This window comes from Agromyces sp. NPDC055661 (genome assembly GCF_053618135.1).
Map to the genome: position 1 here is coordinate 473,800 of NZ_JBSHHC010000001.1, position 20,767 is coordinate 494,566.

Genomic DNA, 20,767 nt, shown 5'->3' on the forward strand with positions numbered 1-20,767 from the left:
ACCGGCTCAGTCCAGGAACAGCGCGCGCAGCCGCCGGGTCGTGAACACGAGCCCGATCGCGATCATGACCAGGTAGTAGAGCACGTGCCAGAGCATGCCCCAGCTCACGTCGCCCGTCGTCAGGCCGCGAACCAACTCCACGCCGTGCCAGAGCGGCAGCGCCTGGATGACGGCCTGCAGCCACTCGGGGTAGACGGTGATCGGGTAGAACGTGGCCGAGAAGAGGAACATCGGGAGCATCACGAAATTGATCCAGTCCATCTGCTGGAACGTCTTCATGTAGCTCGTGATCGCCATGCCGAGGCTCGCGAAGCCGAACGCGATGAGCAGCACGGCCGGCACGGCGAGCAGCGCCCACCACGAGAGGTTGAGCCCGAGCACCTGCATCACGAGCTGGAAGCCGACGGCGTACAGCGCGCCGCGGAGCAGGGCGAGCATGATCTCGCCGAGGGCCACGTCGAGCGGGCCGAGCGAGGTGGAGAGCATCCCCTCGTAGAGCTTCGCGAACTGCATCTTGAAGAACACGTTCCACGTGGAGTCGTAGATCGCGCCGTTCATCGCGGCCGTCGCGAGGAGCGCCGGCGCGATGAACGCGGCGTACGGCACCTGCTGGCCGCCCGTCGTCGTGACGGTGCCGACGAGCGTGCCGAGCCCGATGCCCATGGCGAGCAGGTAGAAGATCGGCTCGAAGAAGCCGCTCACGATCACGAGCCAGTTCGTGCTGCGGGTGGCACGCCAGCCGCGCAGCATCACCGCGCGGGCGTTGCCGGCGTAGAGCGAGCGCACCGGGCGCGACCCTGCGCCGGGCCGCACCCGGTCGCGCTGCGTGAGGTCGGTCATCGGTTCAGCCTCCGCACGGCGATGCGGCGCGACCACGCCCACCCGACCACGATGAGCACGGCGAGGTAGGCGACGTGCACGATCGTGAGCCAGATGGGCTCGGCGTAGCCGTAGGAGAAGACGCGTGCGAGCTCGGTGCTGTGCCACAGCGGCGAGATCCAGCCGATCCACTGCAGCCAGATCGGGAACGTCGACAGCGGGAAGAACGTGCCCGAGAAGAGCGTCATCGGCAGCACGACGAAGCGCATGACCATGGCGAGCTGCCCGGTGTCCTCCTCGAGCGTGGACGTGTAGCCCATGAGCACGGCGCCGAAGGCGAGCCCGCCGAGCAGGCCCGCGACGATGGAGAGGAACGCGATCGGCGACGGCGCGGCGCCGAACACCAGGATCAGCGCGAAGAACAGCACGAGGTTCACGGTCATGCGCACGGCGACGGAGATCACGATGCCGTCGACGATCTGCGTGGGCCGCAGGGGCGACGCGCTCATGCCCGTGAAGGTCGGGTTCCACTTGTACCCGAGCATGATCGGGTAGGTGAACTCCTCGCTCGCGACCGTGATGGCGGCACTCGCGAGCAGCGCGGGCGCCACGAACACGAGGTAGCTCACGCCGTCGAGGTCGGTGTCGACGATCGTGGCGAGGCCGACGCCGAGCGCGTAGAGATAGATGAGCGGATTGCCGATGCCCGCGACGACGACCGTGCCGGTGTAGCTCCGCATCACGCGGAAGCGGTGCAGCGCGACGTACCAGGCGCCCCAGCGGCGTGAGCGGCGGCCCGCGGCGAGCGCCCGCGCGGTGTCGCTGCGCACGCCGGTGGAGACGTCGCCGCTCATTCGATGAGGCTCCGTCCGGTGAGGCGCAGGAAGACGTCCTCGAGGCTCGACCGGCGCACGAGGCTCGTGAGCGGGTGCAGGCCGGCCTCGGTGATGCGTACGAGCTCGGACTCGCCGTTGTCGCTGTAGACGAGGATGCGGTCGGGCAGCACCTCCATGCGGTCGCCGATGCCGGTCAGCCGTTCGGCCACCTCGCTGTTGCGGTCGCTGCCGAACCGCACCTCGAGCACCTCGCGCGACGAGTAGCGGCGGATGAGCTCGGCGGGCGTGCCCTCGGCCATGATGGCGCCGTTGTCGACGACCACGAGCCGGTCGCAGAGCTGCTCGGCCTCGTCCATGTAGTGCGTCGTGAGCAGGAGCGTGGTGCCCTGCTCCTTGAGGCGGAACAGGCGATCCCAGAGGATGTGCCTGGCTTGCGGGTCGAGGCCGGTCGTGGGCTCGTCGAGCAGCAGCACGCGCGGGTCGTTGATGAGGGCGCGCGCGATGGTGAGCCGCCGCTTCATGCCGCCCGAGAGCGAGTCGACCTTCGCCTTGCCCTTGTCGGCGAGCTGGGCGAACGCGAGCAGCTCGTCGGCGCGCGTGGCGATCAGCCGCGACGGCAGGCCGAAGTAGCGGCCGTACACGAGGAGGTTCTCGCGCACGCGCAGCTCGGTGTCGAGGTTGTCGGACTGCGGCACGACGCCGAGCTGCGACCGGATCTCGGGGCCGTGCACGTCGGGGTCGAGGCCGACGACCTCGAGGTCGCCCGAGGTGCGAGTGGAGACCGCGCCGACCATGCGCATCGTCGTCGACTTGCCGGCGCCGTTCGGCCCGAGCAGCCCGAACGACTCGCCGGGCGCCACCTCGAACGAGATGCCGTCGACGGCGGCGAAGTCGCCGTACCGCTTGACCAGGTTCCGGGCGACGATGACAGGTGCTGGCACGGTATCCCACCGTAGCCTCGGCCACCGACATCTGCGAACGGATGCCGCGGCGGCCCGCCACGGCGGCACGACGCCCGCCTACGATGACCTCATGCAGACTCCCCCGCCCGCGATCCGGGTGTCCGACGAGGTGCGCACCGCGGTCGACGAGGGCCGCCCGGTGCTCGCGCTCGAGTCCACGATCCTGACCCACGGGCTCCCGCGCCCGCGCAACCTCGAGGTGGGGCTCGCGTCCGAACAGCAGGTGCGCGACGCGGGCGTCCTGCCCGCAACCATCGGGGTCGTCGACGGCATGCCGGTCGTCGGCCTGTCCGCCGCCGAGATCGAACGGCTCTGCACCGCCGGCGGCGTCGTGAAGGTGAGCGTGCGCGACCTGCCCATCGCCCGGGCGAAGGGGCTCGACGGCGGCACCACGGTCGCCGCGACCGCGTGGCTCGCGCATCGCGCCGGCATCCGCGTCATGTCGACGGGCGGCCTCGGCGGCGTGCACCGCGGCGCGAGCGAGACGTTCGACGAGTCGGCCGACCTCGGCACGCTCGCGACGACGCCCATCACGCTCGTCAGCGCCGGCGTGAAGTCGATCCTCGACATCGGCGCGACGCTCGAGCGGCTCGAGTCGCTGAACGTGCCCGTCGTCGGCTACCGCACCGACCACTACCCGGGGTTCTACGTCGCCGACTCGGGCTTCGCGCTCGACTACCGCATCGAGAGCCCCGCGGATGCCGCGGCGCTGGCCCGTGCGCGCGACGACCTCGGCCTCGCGTCGGCCGTGCTCGTGGCCAACCCGGTCGATCCGGCGAAGCAGCTCGATCCCGAGTTCCACGACCGGGTGCTCGGCGAGGCGCTCGACGCGGCATCCGCGGCCGGCGTCTCGGGGCACGACACGACGCCGTTCCTCCTCGACCACGTGCAGCGCGCGACCGGCGGGCGCAGCCTCGAGGTGAACCTCGAGGTGTACCGCGGCAACGTCGCCCTCGGCGCGGAGATCGCGCGTGCCGTCGCCGGCTGAGCCGAGGGGCCTCCTCGCGGTCGTCGGCGACCTCGTCGAGGACATCGTGGTGTGGGCCGACGAGCCGCTGCGCGTCGCGACCGACACGGCCGCGCGGGTGTTCCGCGCTCGCGGCGGCAGCGCCGCGAACGTCGCCGCCCTGGCCGCACCGCTCGTGCCGACGCGCTTCATCGGCCGGGTCGGGGCGGATGCCGCGGGCGACGCGCTCGCGCACGGCCTCGCAACCACCGGGGTCGACGTGCGCGTGCAGCGCGAGGGCCGCACGGGCACCGTCGTGCTGCTCATCGACGCCGACGGCGAGCGCACGATGTTCCCCGACCGCGGCGCCTCCGCGCTGCTGGCCGACGTGGACGACGCGTGGCTCGACGGCGTCGCGTGGCTGCACCTTCCGGCGTACGGCCTCGAGTGCGAGCCCATGCGGCACGAGCTCGTGCGCCTCGCCGCGGTGGCGCGGGAGCGCGGCATCCGCGTATCGGTCGACGCGTCGTCGACGGGCCTGATCGCGGGGCTCGGCACCGACGTCGCACTCGACCTGTTCCGGTCGATCGCGCCCGACCTGGTGTTCGCGAACGAGGACGAGGCGGCGCTGCTCGGCCTGGCGGGCGGCGGGGCGGTCGCGGCATCCGTCGCCGACACCGTCGTCGTGAAGCACGGGCCGCTGCCCACCGACGTCATCGTGCGCGGTGCTCTCGCGGACCGCGTCGACGTCGCGCCCGTCCCCGACATCCGCGACCTCACGGGCGCGGGCGACGCGTTCGCGGCCGGGTACCTCGCCGCCGTGCTGCGCGGGGCGGACGCCGCGGCGGCCTGCCTCGCCGGGCATGCGAGCGCGGCATCCGTGCTCGCGAACCCGGGCGCGCACGCGACGCCCGGCGGCTCCTGAACAACGGGCGAACTCGGGCGCGAACGCGGCCCCGGGCGGCTCCTGAATCCGAGGACACGCGCACCCTCGCACGAACGCGTCCTTGCTTTCAGGAGTCGCGGGGGTTCGTGCGTCGATGCGGGAGAAACGGCCAGCAGACGTCAACCACGGTTGACACGCCATGGCAGCGTCAACTACGGTTGACGCCATGGACGACCGCACCCTCCGCACCGCCATCGCCGCGGCCGACGGCGGCGACCCCTACCGGGCGCTGCGCGAGCTGCACCACGCGCGCATCGAGCTGAACCGCGAGCTCGACCGCGCCGAGGCGGTCGCCGTGCGCCGCGCCCGCGCCGCCGGGTCGAGCTGGCAGCTCATCGCCCTGGCGCTCGACGTGTCGAAGCAGGCGGTGCACAAGAAGTACGGGCGCGGCTAGCCCGAGCCCCCGCGGCGCCGAGCCCCCGCGGTGCTGGGCCGCGGCAGTGCTGGGGCACCCGGCCCGGGTCCGCACCCAGCAGGGCCACGTATGCTGCAAGGCGGCGACGACGCGACCACCGGGCGGGTGCGGCATCCGCCCACCGCGCGAGCGCGGAGCAGGAAGAGGACATGAGCGACACCGACACCCGGACCGAGACCCGACGCAGCCCGTTCGCGCGGCGTCCGCCGCAGGAGGGGCCGCGCGCCACCTTCAAGCAGCTGCTGCCGTTCCTCTTCGAGCACCGGCCCGTGCTGATGTGGGTCGCCGTGCTCTCGATCGTGGGCGCCCTCACGAGCCTCGCGCAGCCGCTGCTCGTGGGCCGCGTCATCAACGTCGTCGAGGCCGGCGAGCCCCTCGGCTGGCTCGTGTGGGGCCTCGTCGCGCTCGTCGTCGTGAGCGCGATCATCTCGGGCTACCAGCACTACCTGCTGCAGCGCACGGGCGAGGGCGTGGTGCTGTCCAGCCGCAAGCGACTCGTCGCGAAGCTCCTGCGCCTGCCCGTCGCGGAGTTCGACACGCGCCGCACGGGCGACCTCGTCTCGCGCGTCGGCAGCGACACCACGATGCTCCGCGCCGTGCTCACGCAGGGCCTCGTCGAGGCCATCGGCGGCGCCGTCACGTTCGTGGGCGCCCTCATCGCCATGCTCATCCTCGATCCCGTGCTGCTCGGCCTGACCGTGCTCGTCATCGCGATCGCGATCACGACGGTCACGCTGCTCTCGCGCCGCGTGCGCGACGCGTCGCACCGGGCGCAGGAGAAGGTCGGCGACGTCGCCGCGGCGGTCGAGCGCGCGATCAGCTCGGTGCGCACGATCCGCGCCGCGGGCGCCACCGACCGCGAGATCGGCGCCGTCGATGTGGAGGCCGAGGGCGCGTGGCGCATGGGCGTGCAGGTCGCGAAGATCTCGGCGCTCATCGTGCCGATCGCGGGGATCGCGATGCAGGTCTCGTTCCTCGTGGTGCTCGGCGTCGGCGGCTACCGCGTCGCGAGCGGCGCCATCACGGTCGCCAACCTGGTGTCGTTCATCCTGTTCCTGTTCATGATGATCCTGCCGCTCGGCCAGGCGTTCGGCGCGATCACGTCGGTCAACTCCGCGCTCGGCGCGCTCGGGCGCATCCAGGAGATCCTCGACCTGCCCGACGAGGACGCCTACGACCGCGAGCTCGCCCCGCTCGCGCTCATGGTCGGCGACGCGAACGACGGCATGCGACCGGATGCCGCGGCGATCGAGTTCGACGACGTGCACTTCGCGTACGCCGCGACGAGGCAGGACCCGGCCGATCCCGGCAACGACTCCCCCGACGAGCACCTCCCCGAACCCGACGTGACGGACAGGCAGCACGTGCTGCGCGGCGTGAGCTTCCGGGTGCCGCGCGGGCAGCGCATCGCCCTCGTGGGCCCGTCGGGCGCCGGCAAGTCGACGATCCTCGCGCTCATCGAGCGCTTCTACGACCCGAGCATCGGCGAGGTGCGCATGGGTGGCCTCGACCTGCGCGCGCTCGACCGCGGCGAACTCCGCAGCCAGATCGGGTACGTCGAGCAGGACGCCCCCGTGCTCGCCGGAACCCTCCGCGACAACCTCAAGCTCGGCAGCCCCGACGCGACCGATGACGCGTGCGAGCACGTCCTGCGCGCGGTGAACCTCGGCGCCGTGCTCGATCGCGATCCCGCCGGTCTCGACGCGGCCGTGGGCGAGGACGGCATCATGCTCTCGGGCGGCGAGCGCCAGCGCCTCGCGATCGCCCGTGCCCTGCTCTCGGCGCCGCCCATCCTGCTGCTCGACGAGTCGACGTCGTCGCTCGACGGCGTCAACGAGCGCCTCATGCGCGAGGCCATCGACGAGGTCGCCACCGGGCGCACGCTCGTCGTGATCGCGCACCGGCTCTCGACGGTGATCGACTCCGACCGCATCGTCGTGCTCGAGGAGGGGCGCGTGATCGGCGAGGGGACGCACGCGGAGCTCGTGGCATCCGTGCCGCTGTACCGCGACCTCGCGGCGCACCAATTGCTGGTCTGATCGGCCCGTCGGCCGTCGGCTGCCCCCGCTTCGCCTCAGGGTTCACCCCGGGGCGGTTTGGGGGCTAGCCGGGATGGCCCGGCGCGACGGCCTCCGTAGCGTGGGAATCCGCATCCGGTTCCGGATGCCCCGAGCCCATTCCCCCCGGAGGACCATCATGACCATCGCGACCGTCACCAGCGCCCGCGACCTCTCCCGCTTCGAGGAGCTGCCCGTCGAGCTCATCGACGACCTGCCCAACGCCACCGACGCGACGACGTCGCGCAGCGGCTTCGGCGACTCGTTCGACCGCATCCAGGCCGGCATCCAGGGCTGGCTGCGCCACTGGGAGCCGCAGCGGCTCCCGGCGTTCACGCCCGTCCGCGACGAGATGCCCGAGTCGGACCGCGGACGGAGCTCGCTGCACGCCGCCGCGACCCAGGCCGACGGCGCCGTGCGCGTCACGGCGAGCGTCTACGACCCGCCCAGCCGCGAGGGCGCGCCCCTCGGCTGGTCGCGCAACTGGGCGAGCGTCGCCGTGCTGCCGCCGGCCCGCGAGTCCGGGCGCCTCTACTACCGCTTCAGCGTGTCGAGCCGGCTCGTGCTCGACGGCCAGGCGGCGCTCAGCCTCGCGTCGACGAGCGTCAACTTCGGCGTCGTCGCGGATGCCGCGAAGGCCAGCCCCTTCCAGGCGCCGGGCTTCGGCACCCCGATCGCCCGCCCGCTCGTGGGCGTGCAGGCCCGCGAGGACCAGGATGCGTCGGCATCGCAGGTGTTCGAGGGATCGATCGCCGTGCGCCAGGGCGACACCCCGGCGATGGCGTTCGTGATCGGCACCGACCTGCTGTTCCAGGACGGCTGGGTGCGCGTGCACGAGGGTTCGAGCACCTGGATCGGCCCGGCCGGCCAGGGCGCCAGCGGCACGATCGAGTTCCGCTACGCACCGGCCGCGATGCTGCGCCTGGTCGGCCGGCTCGACGAGCCGCACCGGGTGGCGTGACGCCCGCACCCACCACGATCGACGGAGCGCGCCCCGGCTAGACTCGCCGGATGGCGCGCTTCGTCGTCGTGCTGCCGCTCGTCCCGCTCGCCGCGGGCGACGAGTTCACGCTCGCGCAATGGCCGCTGCACGTGACGCTGGTGGAGCCGTTCCCCACGTCGCTCGATGCCGCGGAGGTCGCCGCCGTGCTGGGCGGCGTCGACGGCATCGGACGGGAGGCTCGCGCGATCCACGCGGCGGCCGGCGAGGACGCGATGTTCGGGCGACGGCGCGACGTGCCGGTCACGCTCGTCGAGGACGGTGGGGAGCTCGCCGCGCTGCGCACCCGCACGCTCGCGGCGCTCCGGCACGCGGACGTGGACGTGCAGCCGCGCCTCGACTTCCGGCCGCACGTGACCCGCAAGCAGCACGGACGGGTGCGCCCGGGTGACAGGGTCGAGCTCAGGACGGTCGCGCTCATCGACATGCGGCCGCCGCAGGGCGGCCATCACCGTCGCGTCGTCGCAGCGTGGCCGCTCAGCGCGTGAGGCCTGCGCGTCGCGGCTAGCCGGGACCTCCGGCGCCCCACTGCCTGATCTCGGGATCGTCGCGCCCGCGTTCCGCCGCACGGGTGCCCGGGTCGTCGAACGCGTCGGGACCCTCGGTCCCCGACGATCGATCGCGCCGGATCCGCCGCGCGAGCACCACGCCGAAGACGATGAGCCCACCTCCCAGGATGAGGACGGTCCACCACCAATCCATGGGCGGCAAGCTACTCCCCGCTCCGTGGAGCGGCAATCCGTCCGGGACGGGCGGCGCTCAGATGCCCTCGGCCTCCGCCCTCGCCGATTCGTCGACGTCCTGGGTGCGCTTCTGCCACGGCCAGCGGCCCGAGATCTCGAGCTCGAGCGACCAGCTGAGGAACGTCCGGATCAGCACGATGATCGCGAGCACCCCGACCGACTCGAGGGTCGGGGTGACGGCCACCGTCTTGATGATGTCGGCGGCGACGAGCAGCTCCAGGCCGAGCAGGATCGCCCGCCCGAGCACGCGACGGAACCGCGTGTAGATCGGGCTCAGGCGACGCATGCCGCGCAGGGCCGCGTCGATGATCGCATAGGCGACGCCGACGACGATCGCGATCACGCCGATGACGTCGACGACCTCGCCGGCCCTGGAGATGATCTCGCCGAACTCCATCGCGCTCCCCTCTGCGGCACACGCTAGCCGCGCGGGGCCGATCGGGACGCGCGATTCCGCCGCGCGCCGCGAACGACGCCGCGCATGCACGAGGGCCGGGCGCGCCTTCCCGTGCGCGCTCCGGCCCTCGAGTCTCAGGTACTACGCCGCCTGGTGCGAGAGGTGGTAGCGCAGGCTGGCGAGCTCCGCCTTCAGCGCCGCGGGCACGCGGTCGCCGAACTGGGCGAAGTACTCCTCGGTGAGGTCGCACTCGGCGAGCCACGAGTCGCGGTCGACCTCGAAGAGGTGCTCGAGCGCGGCATCCGTGATCTCGAGGCCCTCGAGGTCGAGCGACCCCGTCGCCGGCAGCAGGCCGATCGGCGTCTCGACGGCGTCGGCCTCCTCCTCGATGCGGCCGACGATCCACTCGAGCACGCGCGAGTTCTCGCCGAATCCGGGCCAGAGGAACGTGCCGTCGTGGCCCTTGCGGAACCAGTTCACCTGGAAGATCTTCGGCGCGTTCCCACCGAGGACTCGGCCCATCTTGACCCAGTGGCCCCAGTAGTCCGCCATGTTGTAGCCGCAGAACGGGAGCATCGCGAACGGGTCCCGGCGCAGCTCGCCGACGGTGCCCTCGGCGGCCGCGGTCTGCTCCGACGAGATCGTCGCGCCCATGAACACGCCGTGCTTCCAGCTGCGGGCCTCGGCGACGAGCGGCACGTTGGTGGCGCGGCGTCCGCCGAACAGGATCGCGTCGATCGGCACCCCGTCGTGCGCGTCCCAGTCGTCGGAGATCTGCGGACACTGCGCGGCGGCCACCGTGAAGCGCGAGTTCGGGTGCGCGGCGGGGCGGCCGGACTCCGGCGTCCACGGGTTGCCCTCCCAGTCGGTGAGGTGCGCCGGCGGGGTGTCGGTGAGGCCCTCCCACCACACGTCGCCGTCGGGGCGCAGCGCCACGTTCGTGAAGATCGTGTTGCCCCACAGGGTCTGCACCGCGGTCGGGTTCGTGGTCTCGCCCGTGCCGGGCGCGACGCCGAAGAAGCCGGCCTCGGGGTTGATCGCGTAGAGGCGGCCGTCGTCGCCGGGACGCATCCAGGCGATGTCGTCGCCGATGGTCTCGACCGACCAGCCGGGGATCGTCGGCTGCAGCATCGCGAGGTTCGTCTTGCCGCAGGCCGACGGGAACGCGGCGGCCACGTGGTACACCTTGCCCTGCGGCGACGTGATCTTGATGAGCAGCATGTGCTCGGCGAGCCAGCCCTCGTCGCGGGCCATGACGCTCGCGATGCGCAGCGCGAAGCACTTCTTCGCGAGCAGGGCGTTGCCGCCGTAGCCCGAGCCGTACGACCAGACCTCACGCGAGTCGGGGAACTGCACGATGTACTTCGTGTCGCTGCACGGCCAGTCGACCTCGGCGCGGCGGTGGCCGACGCCGTCGACGAGCGGGTAGCCGACCGAGTGCACGGTGCGCACCCACGGCTCGCCGGCCTCGATGAGGCGGTACACCTGCTCGCCCATGCGGGTCATGATGCCCATCGAGAGCACGACGTAGGGCGAGTCCGTGATCTCGACGCCGAGCTGCGAGATGGGGCCGCCGAGCGGGCCCATCGAGAACGGCACGACGTACAGCGTGCGGCCCTTCATCGAGCCGTCGAAGACCTCGGTGAGCTCGGCGCGCATCTCGCGCGGGTCGCGCCAGTTGTTCGTGGGGCCGGCGTCCTCCTCGTACGTGGAACAGATGAACGTGCGGTCCTCGACGCGGGCGACGTCCGACGGGTCGGTGCGGGCGAGGTAGCTGTTGGGGCGCCACTCCGGGTTGAGCTTGGTGAGCTTGCCCTCGGCCACGAGCTGCTTCGTGAGGAGGTCGGCCTCGTGCTTCGAGCCGTCGCACCAGACGATCTCGTCGGGCTTGGTGAGGGCGGCGATCTCCGCGACCCAGGCATTGAGCGCGGGGTCGGTGGTGCCGCGTCGTGCCCGGTCGTCGTCGGCGGTGGTCTCGGTGCCGATGGAGAACTCGGAGATCGTCATCTTCGTTCCTTTCCAGGGTCCCGACCGGCCGGCCGGAGTGGTTCGTACTTCAAGGATGCGCCGGTTTGCGGGTTCTGTTCGGCCAAATCGCGTGTTAAGAATCCACGATCTTTCGCTATCCTTAAGCCATGAGAGCCGGCACCCCTGACCTCGCCACGCTGGGACAACGCATCCGCCACTTCCGCGGCGAGCGCGGCCTGACCCTCGACCAGCTGGGCGACGCGGTGGGCCTCGCCGGCAGCCAGCTCTCCCTCATCGAGAACGGCAAGCGCGAGCCGAAGCTCTCCACGCTCGACGCCCTCGCGAGCGCCCTCGACGTCGAGCTCGCCGACCTCCTCGCCCGCGAGGCGCCCAGCCGACGCGCCGCACTCGAGCTCGAGCTCGGCCGCGCGCAGTCGAGCCCCCTCTACGCGTCCCTCGGCCTTCCGGCCATCCGGCCGGGCCGCGGCATCAGCGACGAGACGCTCGAGTCCATCGTGGGCCTGCACCGCGAGCTGCAGCGCCGCGCGAGCGAGGCCATCGCGACTCCCGAGGAGGCGCGCCGGGCGAACACCGACCTGCGTGAGCGCATGCGCGCCCAGCACAACTACCTCGCCCACATCGAGCAGCTCGCCGAGGACCAGGTGCGCGCCTCCGGCCATCGCGCGGGCGCCCTCACGCACCGCGAGGTCAGCGTGATGGCCGAGCGCCTCGGCTTCCAGCTCATCTACGTGAGCGACCTGCCCGACTCGACGCGCTCGATCTCCGACCTCGCGAACGGCCGCATCTACCTGCCGCCCGCGTCGATCCCCGGCGGACACGGCCTGCGCTCGATGGCGCTGCAGGCGATGGCGCACCGCCTCCTCGGGCATACGCCGCCCGCGAGCTACGACGAGTTCCTCTGGCAGCGGCTCGAGATCAACTACTTCGCGGCCGCGTGCCTGATGCCGCAGGAGGCATCCGTCGCGTTCCTGCAGCAGGCGAAGAAGGAGAAGCGGCTCGCGATCGAGGACTTCCGCGACGCGTTCGGCGTGACGCACGAAGCCGCGGCGCTGCGGTTCACCAACCTCGCCACGAGCCACCTCGACATGACGCTGCATTTCCTGCGTGTGAACGGCGACGGCGCACTGCTGAAGGGCTACGAGAACGACGGCCTGCCGCTGCCCACCGACGTCACGGGCTCGATCGAGGGCCAGTGGGTCTGCAAGAAGTGGAGCGCCCGCACGGCGTTCGAGCACACCAACCGCACGACCGAGAACTACCAGTACACCGACACGCCCGCGGGCACCTTCTGGTGCGCCACGCAGACCGGGCGCACGGATGCCGCGGAGTTCTCGATCACCGTGGGCGTGCCGTTCGCGCAGGCGAAGTGGTTCCGCGGGCGCGAGACCACCCTGCGGGCGGCGTCGACGTGCCCCGACGACGCGTGCTGCCGCAGGGCGCCGCTCGGACTCGCCGAGCGCTGGTCCGGGCGGGCGTGGCCGAGCGCGCGCCTGCACGCGCACGTGCTGTCGCCGCTGCCGTCGGGCACGTTCCCGGGCGTCGACGATGCCGAGGTGTACGAGTTCCTCGAGGCCCACGCCGACCAGTGACGCGGTGATGCAGCGGATGCCGCGGGCGCGGCATCCGCTTCGGCTCGTCGGTGACTGTCGACTGTCCGATTTCAGGAGGATCTCGGGATCGGCCGGACGAAGCCGTCGACATCTCCTGAGAAGCAGCCGCATTCGCGGGGTGCGTCCTGAGAAACACGGATGGACGCGGATGTGCGCGGGTGAACGTGGATGTGCGCGGATGTGAGCGGAGTGAGCGGAGTGAGCGGATGTGAGCGGAGTGAGCGGATGCCGCGCGCCGCGGCATCCGTCACTGCATCGTGTCTCTTGCATTAGTGTGCGACGCACAGTATCGTGTCGGACATGAGCACCGATGACACGACCGCCGGCCACCTGCAGGAACTGCGCCGCGGCACCGTGGTGCTCGCGTGCCTGATCCGGCTGCGCACGCCCGACTACGGGTACGCGCTGCTCGAGTCCCTCAACGGGCTCGGCATCACGGTCGACGCGAACACCCTGTACCCGCTCCTGCGCCGCCTCGAGAAACAGGGACTCCTCACGAGCGAGTGGAACACCGACGAGGCCCGGCCCCGCAAGTTCTACCGCACGAGCGACGCCGGCGAGCGACTCGCCGGTGCCCTCACCACCGACTGGCACCTGATCGACGCGGCGCTCACGCGCCTGACCACGGGAGACGAACGATGAACGCCTCACTGACCGACCGGTACGTCTACGCCGCCGCGCGCAGCGTGCCCGAGGCCCAGCGCACCGACCTCGAGCGCGAGCTCCGCGAGCGCATCGGCGACGCGACGGATGCCCTGGTGGAGACCGGCCGGGCCCCGGCCGACGCCGAGCGCATGGCCCTCGTCGAACTCGGCGATCCCGCGGCACTCGCCGCGAGCTACGTCGACCGCCCGCTGCAGCTCATCGGGCCGCGCTACTACCTCGCCTGGTGGCGCCTGCTGAAGCTGCTCTACGCCGTGGTGCTGCCCATCGCGGTGGCGGCGGTCGCGTTCGCCCAGGTGCTCTCGGGCGCCCAGGTCGGCGACGTGATCGGCAGCGCCGTGAGCGTCGGCTTCTCGCTCGTCGTGAATCTCGGGTTCTGGACCACGGCCGCCTTCGCGATCGCCGAGCGCTCCCCCGGCGCCGCAGCCGCCGAGCTCACCTGGAATCCCGAGATGCTGCCCCAGCTGCCCGAACTCGGCCGTCCCGGAAAGCTCTCGGAGCTCATCGCGTCGATCGTCTTCCTCGGGCTGTTCGCGATCCTCATCGTCTGGCAGCAGTTCGGCATCCCGTGGGTCGGGGCGCTCGAGTCGATCCCGCTGCTGAACCCCGACCTGTGGAGCTTCTGGCTCCCGTACTTCCTGGTGCTCATCGGACTCGAGATGCTCTTCGCCGTCGCGATCCACCTGTGGGGCTGGAACTGGTGGCTCGCCGCCGCCAACCTCGTGCTCAACGTCGCGTTCGTCGTGCCGGCCGTCTGGCTCTTCACGACGGGGCAGCTCATCAACCCCGCGGCGCTCGACGCGATGGGCTGGCCGTGGGGCGACGCCGGCGACGTGATCGTGCCCGTGATCCTCGTCGTCGTCATCGGCGTCGCGATCTGGGACGTGGTCGACGGCGTCATCAAGACGGTGCGGGGTCGTGGCGGCGCGATGCCGACCATCGGACGGATCTGATCCAGCCGACGCGAGCGGATGCCGCGGGGCCCGACCCCACGGCATCCGCTCGTCCGACTCGCTGGGCGATGCTACTTCGGCTGCATCCGGATCGCGCCGTCGAGGCGGATGACCTCCCCGTTCAGCATCGGGTTCGCGATGATCGACCGCACGAGCGCGGCGTACTCCGTCGGGTGTCCGAGGCGCGACGGATGCGGCACCTGGGCCTCGAGCGAGGCGCGCACCTCGTCGGACATCCCCGCCATCATCGGCGTCTCGAAGATGCCCGGCGCGATCGTGACGACGCGGATGAGCAGCTTCGACAGGTCGCGTGCGATCGGCAGGGTCATGCCCGCGACCGCGGCCTTCGACGCCGAGTAGGCGGCCTGGCCGACCTGGCCGTCGAACGCCGCGACCGAGGCCGTCGAGACGATGACGCCGCGCTCGGGCGTCGCCGGGCCACTCGGCACCGACGCCTCCACGGGCTCGGTGGCGGCCATCGCCGCGGCCGCGAGCCGGGTGACGTTGAACGTCCCGATGAGGTTCACCCGGATCGTGCGCTCGAACGCGTCGAGCGGCGCGGGTCCGTCGCGCCCGACGGTGCGGTTCGCGGTGACGATCCCGGCGCAGTTCACGGCGACGCGCAACGGCGCGAGGGCGGATGCCGCGTCGACGGCCGCCTGCACCTCCGCCTCGTTCGCGACGTCGGCCGCCACGAACCGGGCGCGCTCGCCCAGCTCCGCCGCGGCCTCCTCGCCGCGCGGACCGGGCAGGTCGACGAGCACGACGGATGCCCCGCCCTCGACGAGCGCGCGCGCGGTGGCGCGGCCGAGGCCCGACGCCCCGCCGGTGACGATCGCGGATGCCCCGCTGAGTTCCATGTGCGTCCTTTCGTGAGTCCGCTCGCTGAGCGAGCGCCGGTGCATGCCCGCTTCGACCGGCTCGGCGGGCGGTGGATCAGATGCGCTCGATGATCGTGGCGTTCGCCATGCCGCCGCCCTCGCACATGGTCTGCAGCCCATAGCGTCCGCCGGTCGCCTCGAGCTGGTTCACGAGGGTCGTGAGCAGGCGAGTGCCGCTCGAGCCGAGCGCGTGGCCGAGGGCGATGGCGCCGCCGCGCGGGTTCAGCTTCGCGGCATCCGCCCGCGTGTCGGCGAGCCAGGCGAGCGGCACCGACGCGAATGCCTCGTTCACCTCGTAGGCGTCGATGTCGTCGTGCGTGAGCCCGGCCCGCTCGAGCACCCTCGCCGTCGCCGGGATGACACCCGTGAGCATGTAGAGCGGGTCGCTGCCGACCACCGTGAACGAGCGGAACCGCGCGCGCGGTTCGAGCCCGAGCTGCTCGGCGGCTTCGGCGCTCATGATGAGCGCGGCCGACGCGCCGTCGGTGAGCGGCGACGAGTTGCCCGGCGTGATACGCCAGTCCAGGTCGGGGAAGCGCTCGGCGAGCGCGTCGGTGCGGAACGCCGGGTTGAGCCCTGCGAGCGACTCGACCGAGGTCGCGGGCCGCACGGTCTCGTCGACGAGCGTGTCGACGCCCGGTACCGGCACCACCTCGGTCGCGAAGGCGCCGGACGCCCCGGCCTCAGCCGCAAGGCGGTGCGACCGCGCGGCGAACGCGTCGAGCTCCTCGCGCGACAGGTCCCATTTCGCGGCGATGAGCTCGGCCGACACGCCCTGGTTGACGAGCCCGTCGGGGTAGCGCGCGTGCAGGCGCGGTCCGTACGGGTCGGCCCCGACCGCGCTCGATCCGAGCGGCACGCGGCTCATCGACTCGACGCCGCACGCGATGACGATGTCGGCCTGGCCGGCGAGGATCGCCTGCGCGGCGAAGGCCGCGGCCTGCTGGCTGGATCCGCACTGCCGGTCGAGGGTCGTGCCCGGCACCGTCTCGGGGAACCCCGCCGCGAGCACGGCGTTGCGGGTGATGTTGTAGCTCTGCTCGGCGACCTGGCTGACGCATCCGCCGATCACGTCGTCGACGATGCCCGGGTCGAGGTCGTTCCGCGACACGAGGTCGTCGAGCACGCCGGCGAGCAGGTCGACCGGGTGCACGCCCGAGAGGATGCCGCCGGGCTTGCCGCGCCCGACCGGCGTGCGGATGACGTCGACGATGACGGCTTCGGTGCTCATGCGTCCAGCCTACGTTCGCTCGGTGATTCGAGGAGCGCCACCGGGGTCGCAGCGGCTACTCGACCACCGCCGCGGACACGAGCTCCCGCTCGACCAGCACGGGCTCGCGCTCGGGCAGCACGATCGGGTGCGTGCCCGCCATCGCCTCGATGACCCGCACCACCTGGCAGCTGTAGCCGTACTCGTTGTCGTACCAGACGTAGAGCACCGCGTCGGTGCCGTCGGCGATCGTGGCGAGCCCGTCGACGATGCCGGCCCGGTTCGAGCCGACGAAGTCCGTCGACACGACCTCGGGCGACTCGATGTAGTCGACCTGCTGGCGCAGCGGCGACGTGAGCGACACCTGCCGCAGGTAGCGGTTGAGCTCGCCCTTGTCGGTGGGACGCTCGAGCTGCAGGTTGAGGATCGCGAGCGACACGTCGGGCGTGGGCACGCGGATCGCGCTGCCCGTCAGCTTGCCCGCGAACGCGGGCAGCGCCTTGGCGACGGCCTTCGCGGCCCCCGTCTCGGTGATGACCATGTTCAGCGCGGCGGAGCGTCCGCGGCGGTCGCCCGCGTGGAAGTTGTCGATGAGGTTCTGGTCGTTCGTGAACGAGTGCACCGTCTCGACGTGGCCGCGCACGACCCCGTACGCGTCGTTCACGGCCTTCAGCACAGGCGTGATCGCGTTGGTCGTGCAGGATGCCGCGGAGAGGATGCGGTCGGACGGCTGGATGTCGCCGTGGTTGATGCCGTGCACGATGTTCTTGATCGCGCCCTTGCCCGGCGCGGTCAGCAGCACGCGGGCGACGCCCTTCGACTGCAGGTGCTGGGCGAGGCCCTCGGCGTCGCGCCAGCGGCCCGTGTTGTCGACGACGATGGCGTCGCGGATGCCGTAGGCCGTGTAGTCGATGGTCGCGGGGTCGTTCGAGTAGATGACCTGGATCAGCGTGCCGTTCGCGAGGATCGTGTTGCGCTGCTCGTCGACCTCGATGGTGCCCGCGAAGGGGCCGTGCACCGAGTCGCGGCGGAGCAGGCTGGCGCGCTTCATCAGGTCGTTCGCCGACCCCTTGCGCACGACGATGGCGCGCAGCCGCAGTCCTTGGCCGCCGCCCGTGTGGGCGATCAGGATGCGAGCGAGGAGGCGGCCGATCCGGCCGAAGCCGTACAGCACGACGTCGGTGCCGGCCGGGCCGTCGTCGCCGGCGGCGTCCAGCACGGGCGCGAGCTCGTCACGCAGGAAGTCGACGAGCGGCATCCGCTCGCCCGACTCGCGGTAGCGCGCCACGAGCCGCGCGACGTCGATCGACGCCGGGCCGGGGCGCAGCTCGCCCAGCGCCTCGAGGACGCGCATCGAGTCGGCGAGCGACAGCTCGTCGTCGCCGGCCTGGCGGGCGAACCGGTGCGCCTTCAGGAGTTCGATCGCCGAGCGGTTGATGAGCCGACGGCCGTGGATCGAGGTCACCACCCCGTGGTCCCGGTAGAGGCCGCCGACGAGCGGGATCATCCGCTCGGCGAGCTCCTCCCTGGCGATCCATTCGGTGCGTCGGGCGTCGAACTCGTGGCTCACGTCGTTCCTCTCCGGCTCGCGCGCGTGGCGTCGTCGCCGTGGTCATGCTCGGGCCGCGCGCGCCGGTGGGCAGCGTCGACCGTCGGTGTTCCGGGGGATGCCTCGATCATAGGCGGACCCGTCTGAACCCCGGGTGTACGCGACGGCGCATGGCACGGCAGAACGTGGCCACGAGGGCCAGCGGATGCCGCGGTCAGGCGACGGGGGTCTCCTCGTCGTCGACGAAGCGGATGTCGTACACCGCGATGCGCTGGGGAACGCCCTCGAAGACGGCGGCACGCGCGTCGGACGCCAGGTAGGCCTGCTCGAGGCGCAGGAACTCGTCGCGGTCGCCGGCGGCGCTCACGGCCCACACGAACTCGTTCGACTCCCGCAGGCCGTAGGCGAACTCGATCGTGAACCCCGCAGGGGGACGGACGGCGGGCATGGCGCCGCGCCACCACTCGACGAACGCGTCGTACTCTCCGTCGACGAGCGTGTACCGGCGCAGCTGGGTCGTCTTCACCCCACCCATTCTGCCCTGCGTTGCGGGGCCGTTCCGCACGCGCGTATCGCACTTCGGCCATTCTCGGAAACCCCTCGACACGACCCCGGAACTGTGGTCGAGTGACGCCAGAGGCACTCACGCTCGCCCGGCCCGGTGCGAACGCGTGATCGCCCAGTCCCGAAGGGAAGGAAGCTCCATGAACATCCTCCTGATCATCGTCGCCATCGTCGCCATCATCCTGCTGTTCACCGGCGGCTTCGTGCAGTCGCTGAACTTCCTGCTGTGGGTCGGCATCGTACTGCTCGCGATCGCGGTGATCGTGTGGCTGGTGCGGATGCTGACGGGCAACCGCAGCGTCTGATCCCGAACGACGTCGGCACGCCTGGACGAGTCGTATACTCGTCCCGTCCAGGCGCACCGCGCCGGTGCTCGAAAAAAGGGCACGAAGCCGGCCCATGACGCGGTCGAGCGAGACACATACGGAACACACCTCCGTCACCGTCTCGAAGGACCCGCATGGCCTCCGTCTCCGCGCACGTCGCCCACGCCGTCTCCGCCCACGTCGACCACGTCTTCGGCCTCATGGGCAACGGGAACGCCGCGTTCCTCGACGCGCTCCACGACACCGACGTCGCCTACACCGCCGTCCGGCACGAGCAGGCCGCCGTCGTCGCCGCCGACGCGTACTTCCGTGCGTCGGGCCGCCTCGCGGTGGCCACCGCCACCTACGGCGCCGGCTTCACGAACACCCTGACGGGCCTCGCCGAGGCCGTGCAGGCGAAGGTGCCGCTCGTGCTCGTGGTCGGCGACGAGCCGACGTCGGGCCCGCGCCCGTGGGGCGTCGACCAGATCGCCCTCGCCTCGGCTGTCGGCGCCCGCACCTACACGGTCGGTCGCACGGATGCCGCGGCGACGACGGTCATCGCGATCGAGCACGCCCTCGCGTTCCGCGTACCCACCGTGCTCGCCATCCCCTACGACGTCGGCACGCGCGACGCGGGCGACCTCCCCGCGATCTCGTCCCCCGTGCTGCCCTCGGCCGTCGCGCCCGCGGGTCCCTTCGGAGTGCGGGCGGTCGCCGACCTCGGACGCATGCTCGCCGCAGCCGAGCGCCCGTTCCTCCTCGCCGGCCGCGGGGCCTGGCTGGCCGACGCAGGCGAGGCGCTCGGCGCCCTCGCCGACGCCACGGGCGCGATCACCGCGTCGACGGCCCTCGGTCGCGGGATCTTCCCCGATGACCGCTTCGACCTGGGCGTCACGGGCGGCTTCGGCGCCGAGGGCGCCATGGCGCTCGTCCGCGAGGCCGACGTCGCGGTGGTCTTCGGCGCGTCGCTCAACCAGTTCACGATGCGCTTCGGCGAGCTCTTCGCGCCCGGCACCCGCGTCGTGCAGGTCGACGTCGCGCCCGCGGCGACGCATCCGCACGTCGGGGGCTACGTGCGCGGCGACGCGGGCGTGGTGGCGCGGGCGCTGGTCCACGAGCTGGCCGCACTCGACGCGACGCCGTCGGGATGGCGGGAGTCGGTCGAGCTCGCCCCGCTCCGGGTCCACGATCCGGGCACGGGCGTCGTGGCGGGCGACGGGCGGCTCGACCCGCGCACGGTCGCGGCGCGCATCGGCGAGCTGCTGCCAGAGGATCGCGTGATCGTGTCCGACGGCGGGCACTTCATCGGCTGGGCGAACATGTACTGGACGGTGGCGTCGCCCGACCGCATGCTCATGGTCGGCACCGCATTCCAGTCGATCGGCCTCGGCTTCCCGAGCGTCGCAGGCGCCGCGGCGGCGAAGCCCGGGTCGACGATCGTGCTCACGACGGGCGACGGCGGCGGCCTCATGGCGCTCGCCGACCTCGAGACGGCCGTCCGCTCGGCAGGAGGGCGCGGCATCGCCGTCGTGTGGAACGACGCGGCCTACGGCGCGGAGGTGCACCTCTACGGCCTGCAGGGCTACGCCGAGCCGCCCATGCGCATCCCCGAGGTCGACTTCGCGGCCCTCGGGGCGGCCGTCGGCGCCGAGGGCGTGGTGGTGCGCGAGCTCGCCGACCTCGACCGCCTCGGCGACTGGGCCGCAGAACCGGTCGGCGAGCGCCGGTTCCTGGTGCTCGACTGCCGCATCTCGGGCTCCGTGATCGCGCCGTACCAGCACGAGATCATCGCGGTGAACACCCGCTGAGCCCTCCTCCCGAGCGGATGCCGCGACGCGACGCCGCCGGATCGTATACGATCGCACCAGCGCCGTCCGCGGCATCCGACGACAGCCCGGCCTCGCACTCGGCGCACGACA

The 20,767-nt window shown here is 72.0% G+C and carries 21 protein-coding genes; 11 read left to right on the forward strand and 10 right to left on the reverse strand.

What is annotated here, in order from left to right; translation table 11 throughout:
* Positions 1–6: 6 nt before the first annotated feature.
* Genes ACWGO8_RS02160 through ACWGO8_RS02170 form a run of 3 tightly spaced genes read right to left on the reverse strand, consistent with a single transcriptional unit; the run spans position 7 to position 2,596 of the window.
* Positions 7–840 carry an ABC transporter permease gene (locus ACWGO8_RS02160; RefSeq protein WP_452041498.1) on the reverse strand — a complete coding sequence of 278 codons (834 nt, stop codon included), beginning with the start codon at positions 838–840 and terminating at the stop codon, positions 7–9.
* A complete protein-coding gene (locus tag ACWGO8_RS02165; protein WP_452041499.1) occupies positions 837–1,673 on the reverse strand; it encodes an ABC transporter permease in 837 nt (278 codons plus the stop codon). Before ACWGO8_RS02165 ends, ACWGO8_RS02160 begins: the two co-directional genes overlap by 4 nt.
* On the reverse strand, positions 1,670–2,596 hold the full coding sequence (locus ACWGO8_RS02170) for an ABC transporter ATP-binding protein (protein WP_452041500.1): 927 nt from the start codon (positions 2,594–2,596) through the stop codon (positions 1,670–1,672). The genes ACWGO8_RS02165 and ACWGO8_RS02170 overlap by 4 nt, the downstream gene beginning before the upstream one ends.
* 91 nt (positions 2,597–2,687) lie before the next feature.
* Between ACWGO8_RS02170 and ACWGO8_RS02175 the strand changes: the two genes are divergently transcribed.
* The 6 genes from ACWGO8_RS02175 (at position 2,688) to ACWGO8_RS02200 (ending at position 8,469) form a co-directional block, all read left to right on the forward strand.
* The gene (locus ACWGO8_RS02175; RefSeq protein WP_452041501.1) at positions 2,688–3,605 is read left to right on the forward strand and encodes a pseudouridine-5'-phosphate glycosidase; all 918 of its coding nucleotides are present in this window, start codon (positions 2,688–2,690) and stop codon (positions 3,603–3,605) included.
* Positions 3,589–4,488 (forward strand): carbohydrate kinase family protein, encoded by a 900-nt coding sequence (locus tag ACWGO8_RS02180; RefSeq protein ID WP_452041502.1) that lies wholly within the window; start codon positions 3,589–3,591, stop codon positions 4,486–4,488. Before ACWGO8_RS02175 ends, ACWGO8_RS02180 begins: the two co-directional genes overlap by 17 nt.
* Positions 4,489–4,675: 187 nt before the next feature.
* The gene (locus ACWGO8_RS02185; protein ID WP_376956465.1) at positions 4,676–4,903 is read left to right on the forward strand and encodes a hypothetical protein; all 228 of its coding nucleotides are present in this window, start codon (positions 4,676–4,678) and stop codon (positions 4,901–4,903) included.
* 170 nt (positions 4,904–5,073) lie between these two features.
* The gene (locus tag ACWGO8_RS02190; protein WP_452041503.1) at positions 5,074–6,963 is read left to right on the forward strand and encodes an ABC transporter ATP-binding protein; all 1,890 of its coding nucleotides are present in this window, start codon (positions 5,074–5,076) and stop codon (positions 6,961–6,963) included.
* A gap of 157 nt (positions 6,964–7,120) precedes the next feature.
* Positions 7,121–7,942 (forward strand): hypothetical protein, encoded by an 822-nt coding sequence (locus ACWGO8_RS02195; protein WP_452041504.1) that lies wholly within the window; start codon positions 7,121–7,123, stop codon positions 7,940–7,942.
* A gap of 50 nt (positions 7,943–7,992) precedes the next feature.
* A complete protein-coding gene (locus ACWGO8_RS02200) occupies positions 7,993–8,469 on the forward strand; it encodes a 2'-5' RNA ligase family protein (protein ID WP_452041505.1) in 477 nt (158 codons plus the stop codon).
* Positions 8,470–8,485: 16 nt separating this feature from the next.
* Here the strand turns inward: ACWGO8_RS02200 and ACWGO8_RS02205 are convergent, their stop codons facing one another.
* The 3 genes from ACWGO8_RS02205 to ACWGO8_RS02215 form a co-directional block, all read right to left on the reverse strand.
* Entirely contained in the window at positions 8,486–8,683 is a 198-nt protein-coding gene (locus tag ACWGO8_RS02205; protein ID WP_452041506.1) for a hypothetical protein, read from the reverse strand.
* 57 nt (positions 8,684–8,740) lie between these two features.
* Positions 8,741–9,121 (reverse strand): DUF1622 domain-containing protein, encoded by a 381-nt coding sequence (locus ACWGO8_RS02210; protein WP_452041507.1) that lies wholly within the window; start codon positions 9,119–9,121, stop codon positions 8,741–8,743.
* Between the two features lie 141 nt (positions 9,122–9,262).
* Positions 9,263–11,128 carry a phosphoenolpyruvate carboxykinase (GTP) gene (locus ACWGO8_RS02215; RefSeq protein ID WP_452041508.1) on the reverse strand — a complete coding sequence of 622 codons (1,866 nt, stop codon included), beginning with the start codon at positions 11,126–11,128 and terminating at the stop codon, positions 9,263–9,265.
* Between the two features lie 128 nt (positions 11,129–11,256).
* On the opposite strand from ACWGO8_RS02215, the gene ACWGO8_RS02220 reads away from it, so the two are divergent.
* From ACWGO8_RS02220 to ACWGO8_RS02230, 3 genes are all read left to right on the forward strand, one after another.
* On the forward strand, positions 11,257–12,699 hold the full coding sequence (locus tag ACWGO8_RS02220) for a helix-turn-helix domain-containing protein (RefSeq protein ID WP_376956451.1): 1,443 nt from the start codon (positions 11,257–11,259) through the stop codon (positions 12,697–12,699).
* 321 nt (positions 12,700–13,020) lie between these two features.
* The gene (locus tag ACWGO8_RS02225) at positions 13,021–13,362 is read left to right on the forward strand and encodes a PadR family transcriptional regulator (protein WP_452041509.1); all 342 of its coding nucleotides are present in this window, start codon (positions 13,021–13,023) and stop codon (positions 13,360–13,362) included.
* Complete coding sequence (locus ACWGO8_RS02230; protein ID WP_452041510.1) at positions 13,359–14,336, forward strand: permease prefix domain 1-containing protein; 978 nt, start codon at positions 13,359–13,361, stop codon at positions 14,334–14,336. The genes ACWGO8_RS02225 and ACWGO8_RS02230 overlap by 4 nt, the downstream gene beginning before the upstream one ends.
* A gap of 71 nt (positions 14,337–14,407) precedes the next feature.
* Here the strand turns inward: ACWGO8_RS02230 and ACWGO8_RS02235 are convergent, their stop codons facing one another.
* From ACWGO8_RS02235 to ACWGO8_RS02250, 4 genes are all read right to left on the reverse strand, one after another.
* Positions 14,408–15,196: an SDR family NAD(P)-dependent oxidoreductase gene (locus ACWGO8_RS02235; RefSeq protein ID WP_452041511.1), complete on the reverse strand. Its 789-nt coding sequence runs from the start codon at positions 15,194–15,196 to the stop codon at positions 14,408–14,410.
* Between the two features lie 76 nt (positions 15,197–15,272).
* Entirely contained in the window at positions 15,273–16,448 is a 1,176-nt protein-coding gene (locus ACWGO8_RS02240; protein WP_452041512.1) for a thiolase family protein, read from the reverse strand.
* A gap of 55 nt (positions 16,449–16,503) precedes the next feature.
* Positions 16,504–17,997: a glyceraldehyde-3-phosphate dehydrogenase gene (locus ACWGO8_RS02245; protein WP_452041513.1), complete on the reverse strand. Its 1,494-nt coding sequence runs from the start codon at positions 17,995–17,997 to the stop codon at positions 16,504–16,506.
* Between the two features lie 193 nt (positions 17,998–18,190).
* A complete protein-coding gene (locus tag ACWGO8_RS02250; protein WP_452041514.1) occupies positions 18,191–18,502 on the reverse strand; it encodes a hypothetical protein in 312 nt (103 codons plus the stop codon).
* Positions 18,503–18,680: 178 nt separating this feature from the next.
* Here ACWGO8_RS02250 and ACWGO8_RS02255 point away from each other — a divergent pair, with 178 nt between their 5' ends.
* Together ACWGO8_RS02255 and ACWGO8_RS02260 are read left to right on the forward strand one after the other, a co-directional pair.
* Positions 18,681–18,845 (forward strand): hypothetical protein, encoded by a 165-nt coding sequence (locus ACWGO8_RS02255; protein WP_376956437.1) that lies wholly within the window; start codon positions 18,681–18,683, stop codon positions 18,843–18,845.
* Positions 18,846–19,000: 155 nt separating this feature from the next.
* Complete coding sequence (locus tag ACWGO8_RS02260; RefSeq protein ID WP_452041515.1) at positions 19,001–20,656, forward strand: thiamine pyrophosphate-binding protein; 1,656 nt, start codon at positions 19,001–19,003, stop codon at positions 20,654–20,656.
* The last annotated feature ends 111 nt before the right edge of the window (positions 20,657–20,767 follow it).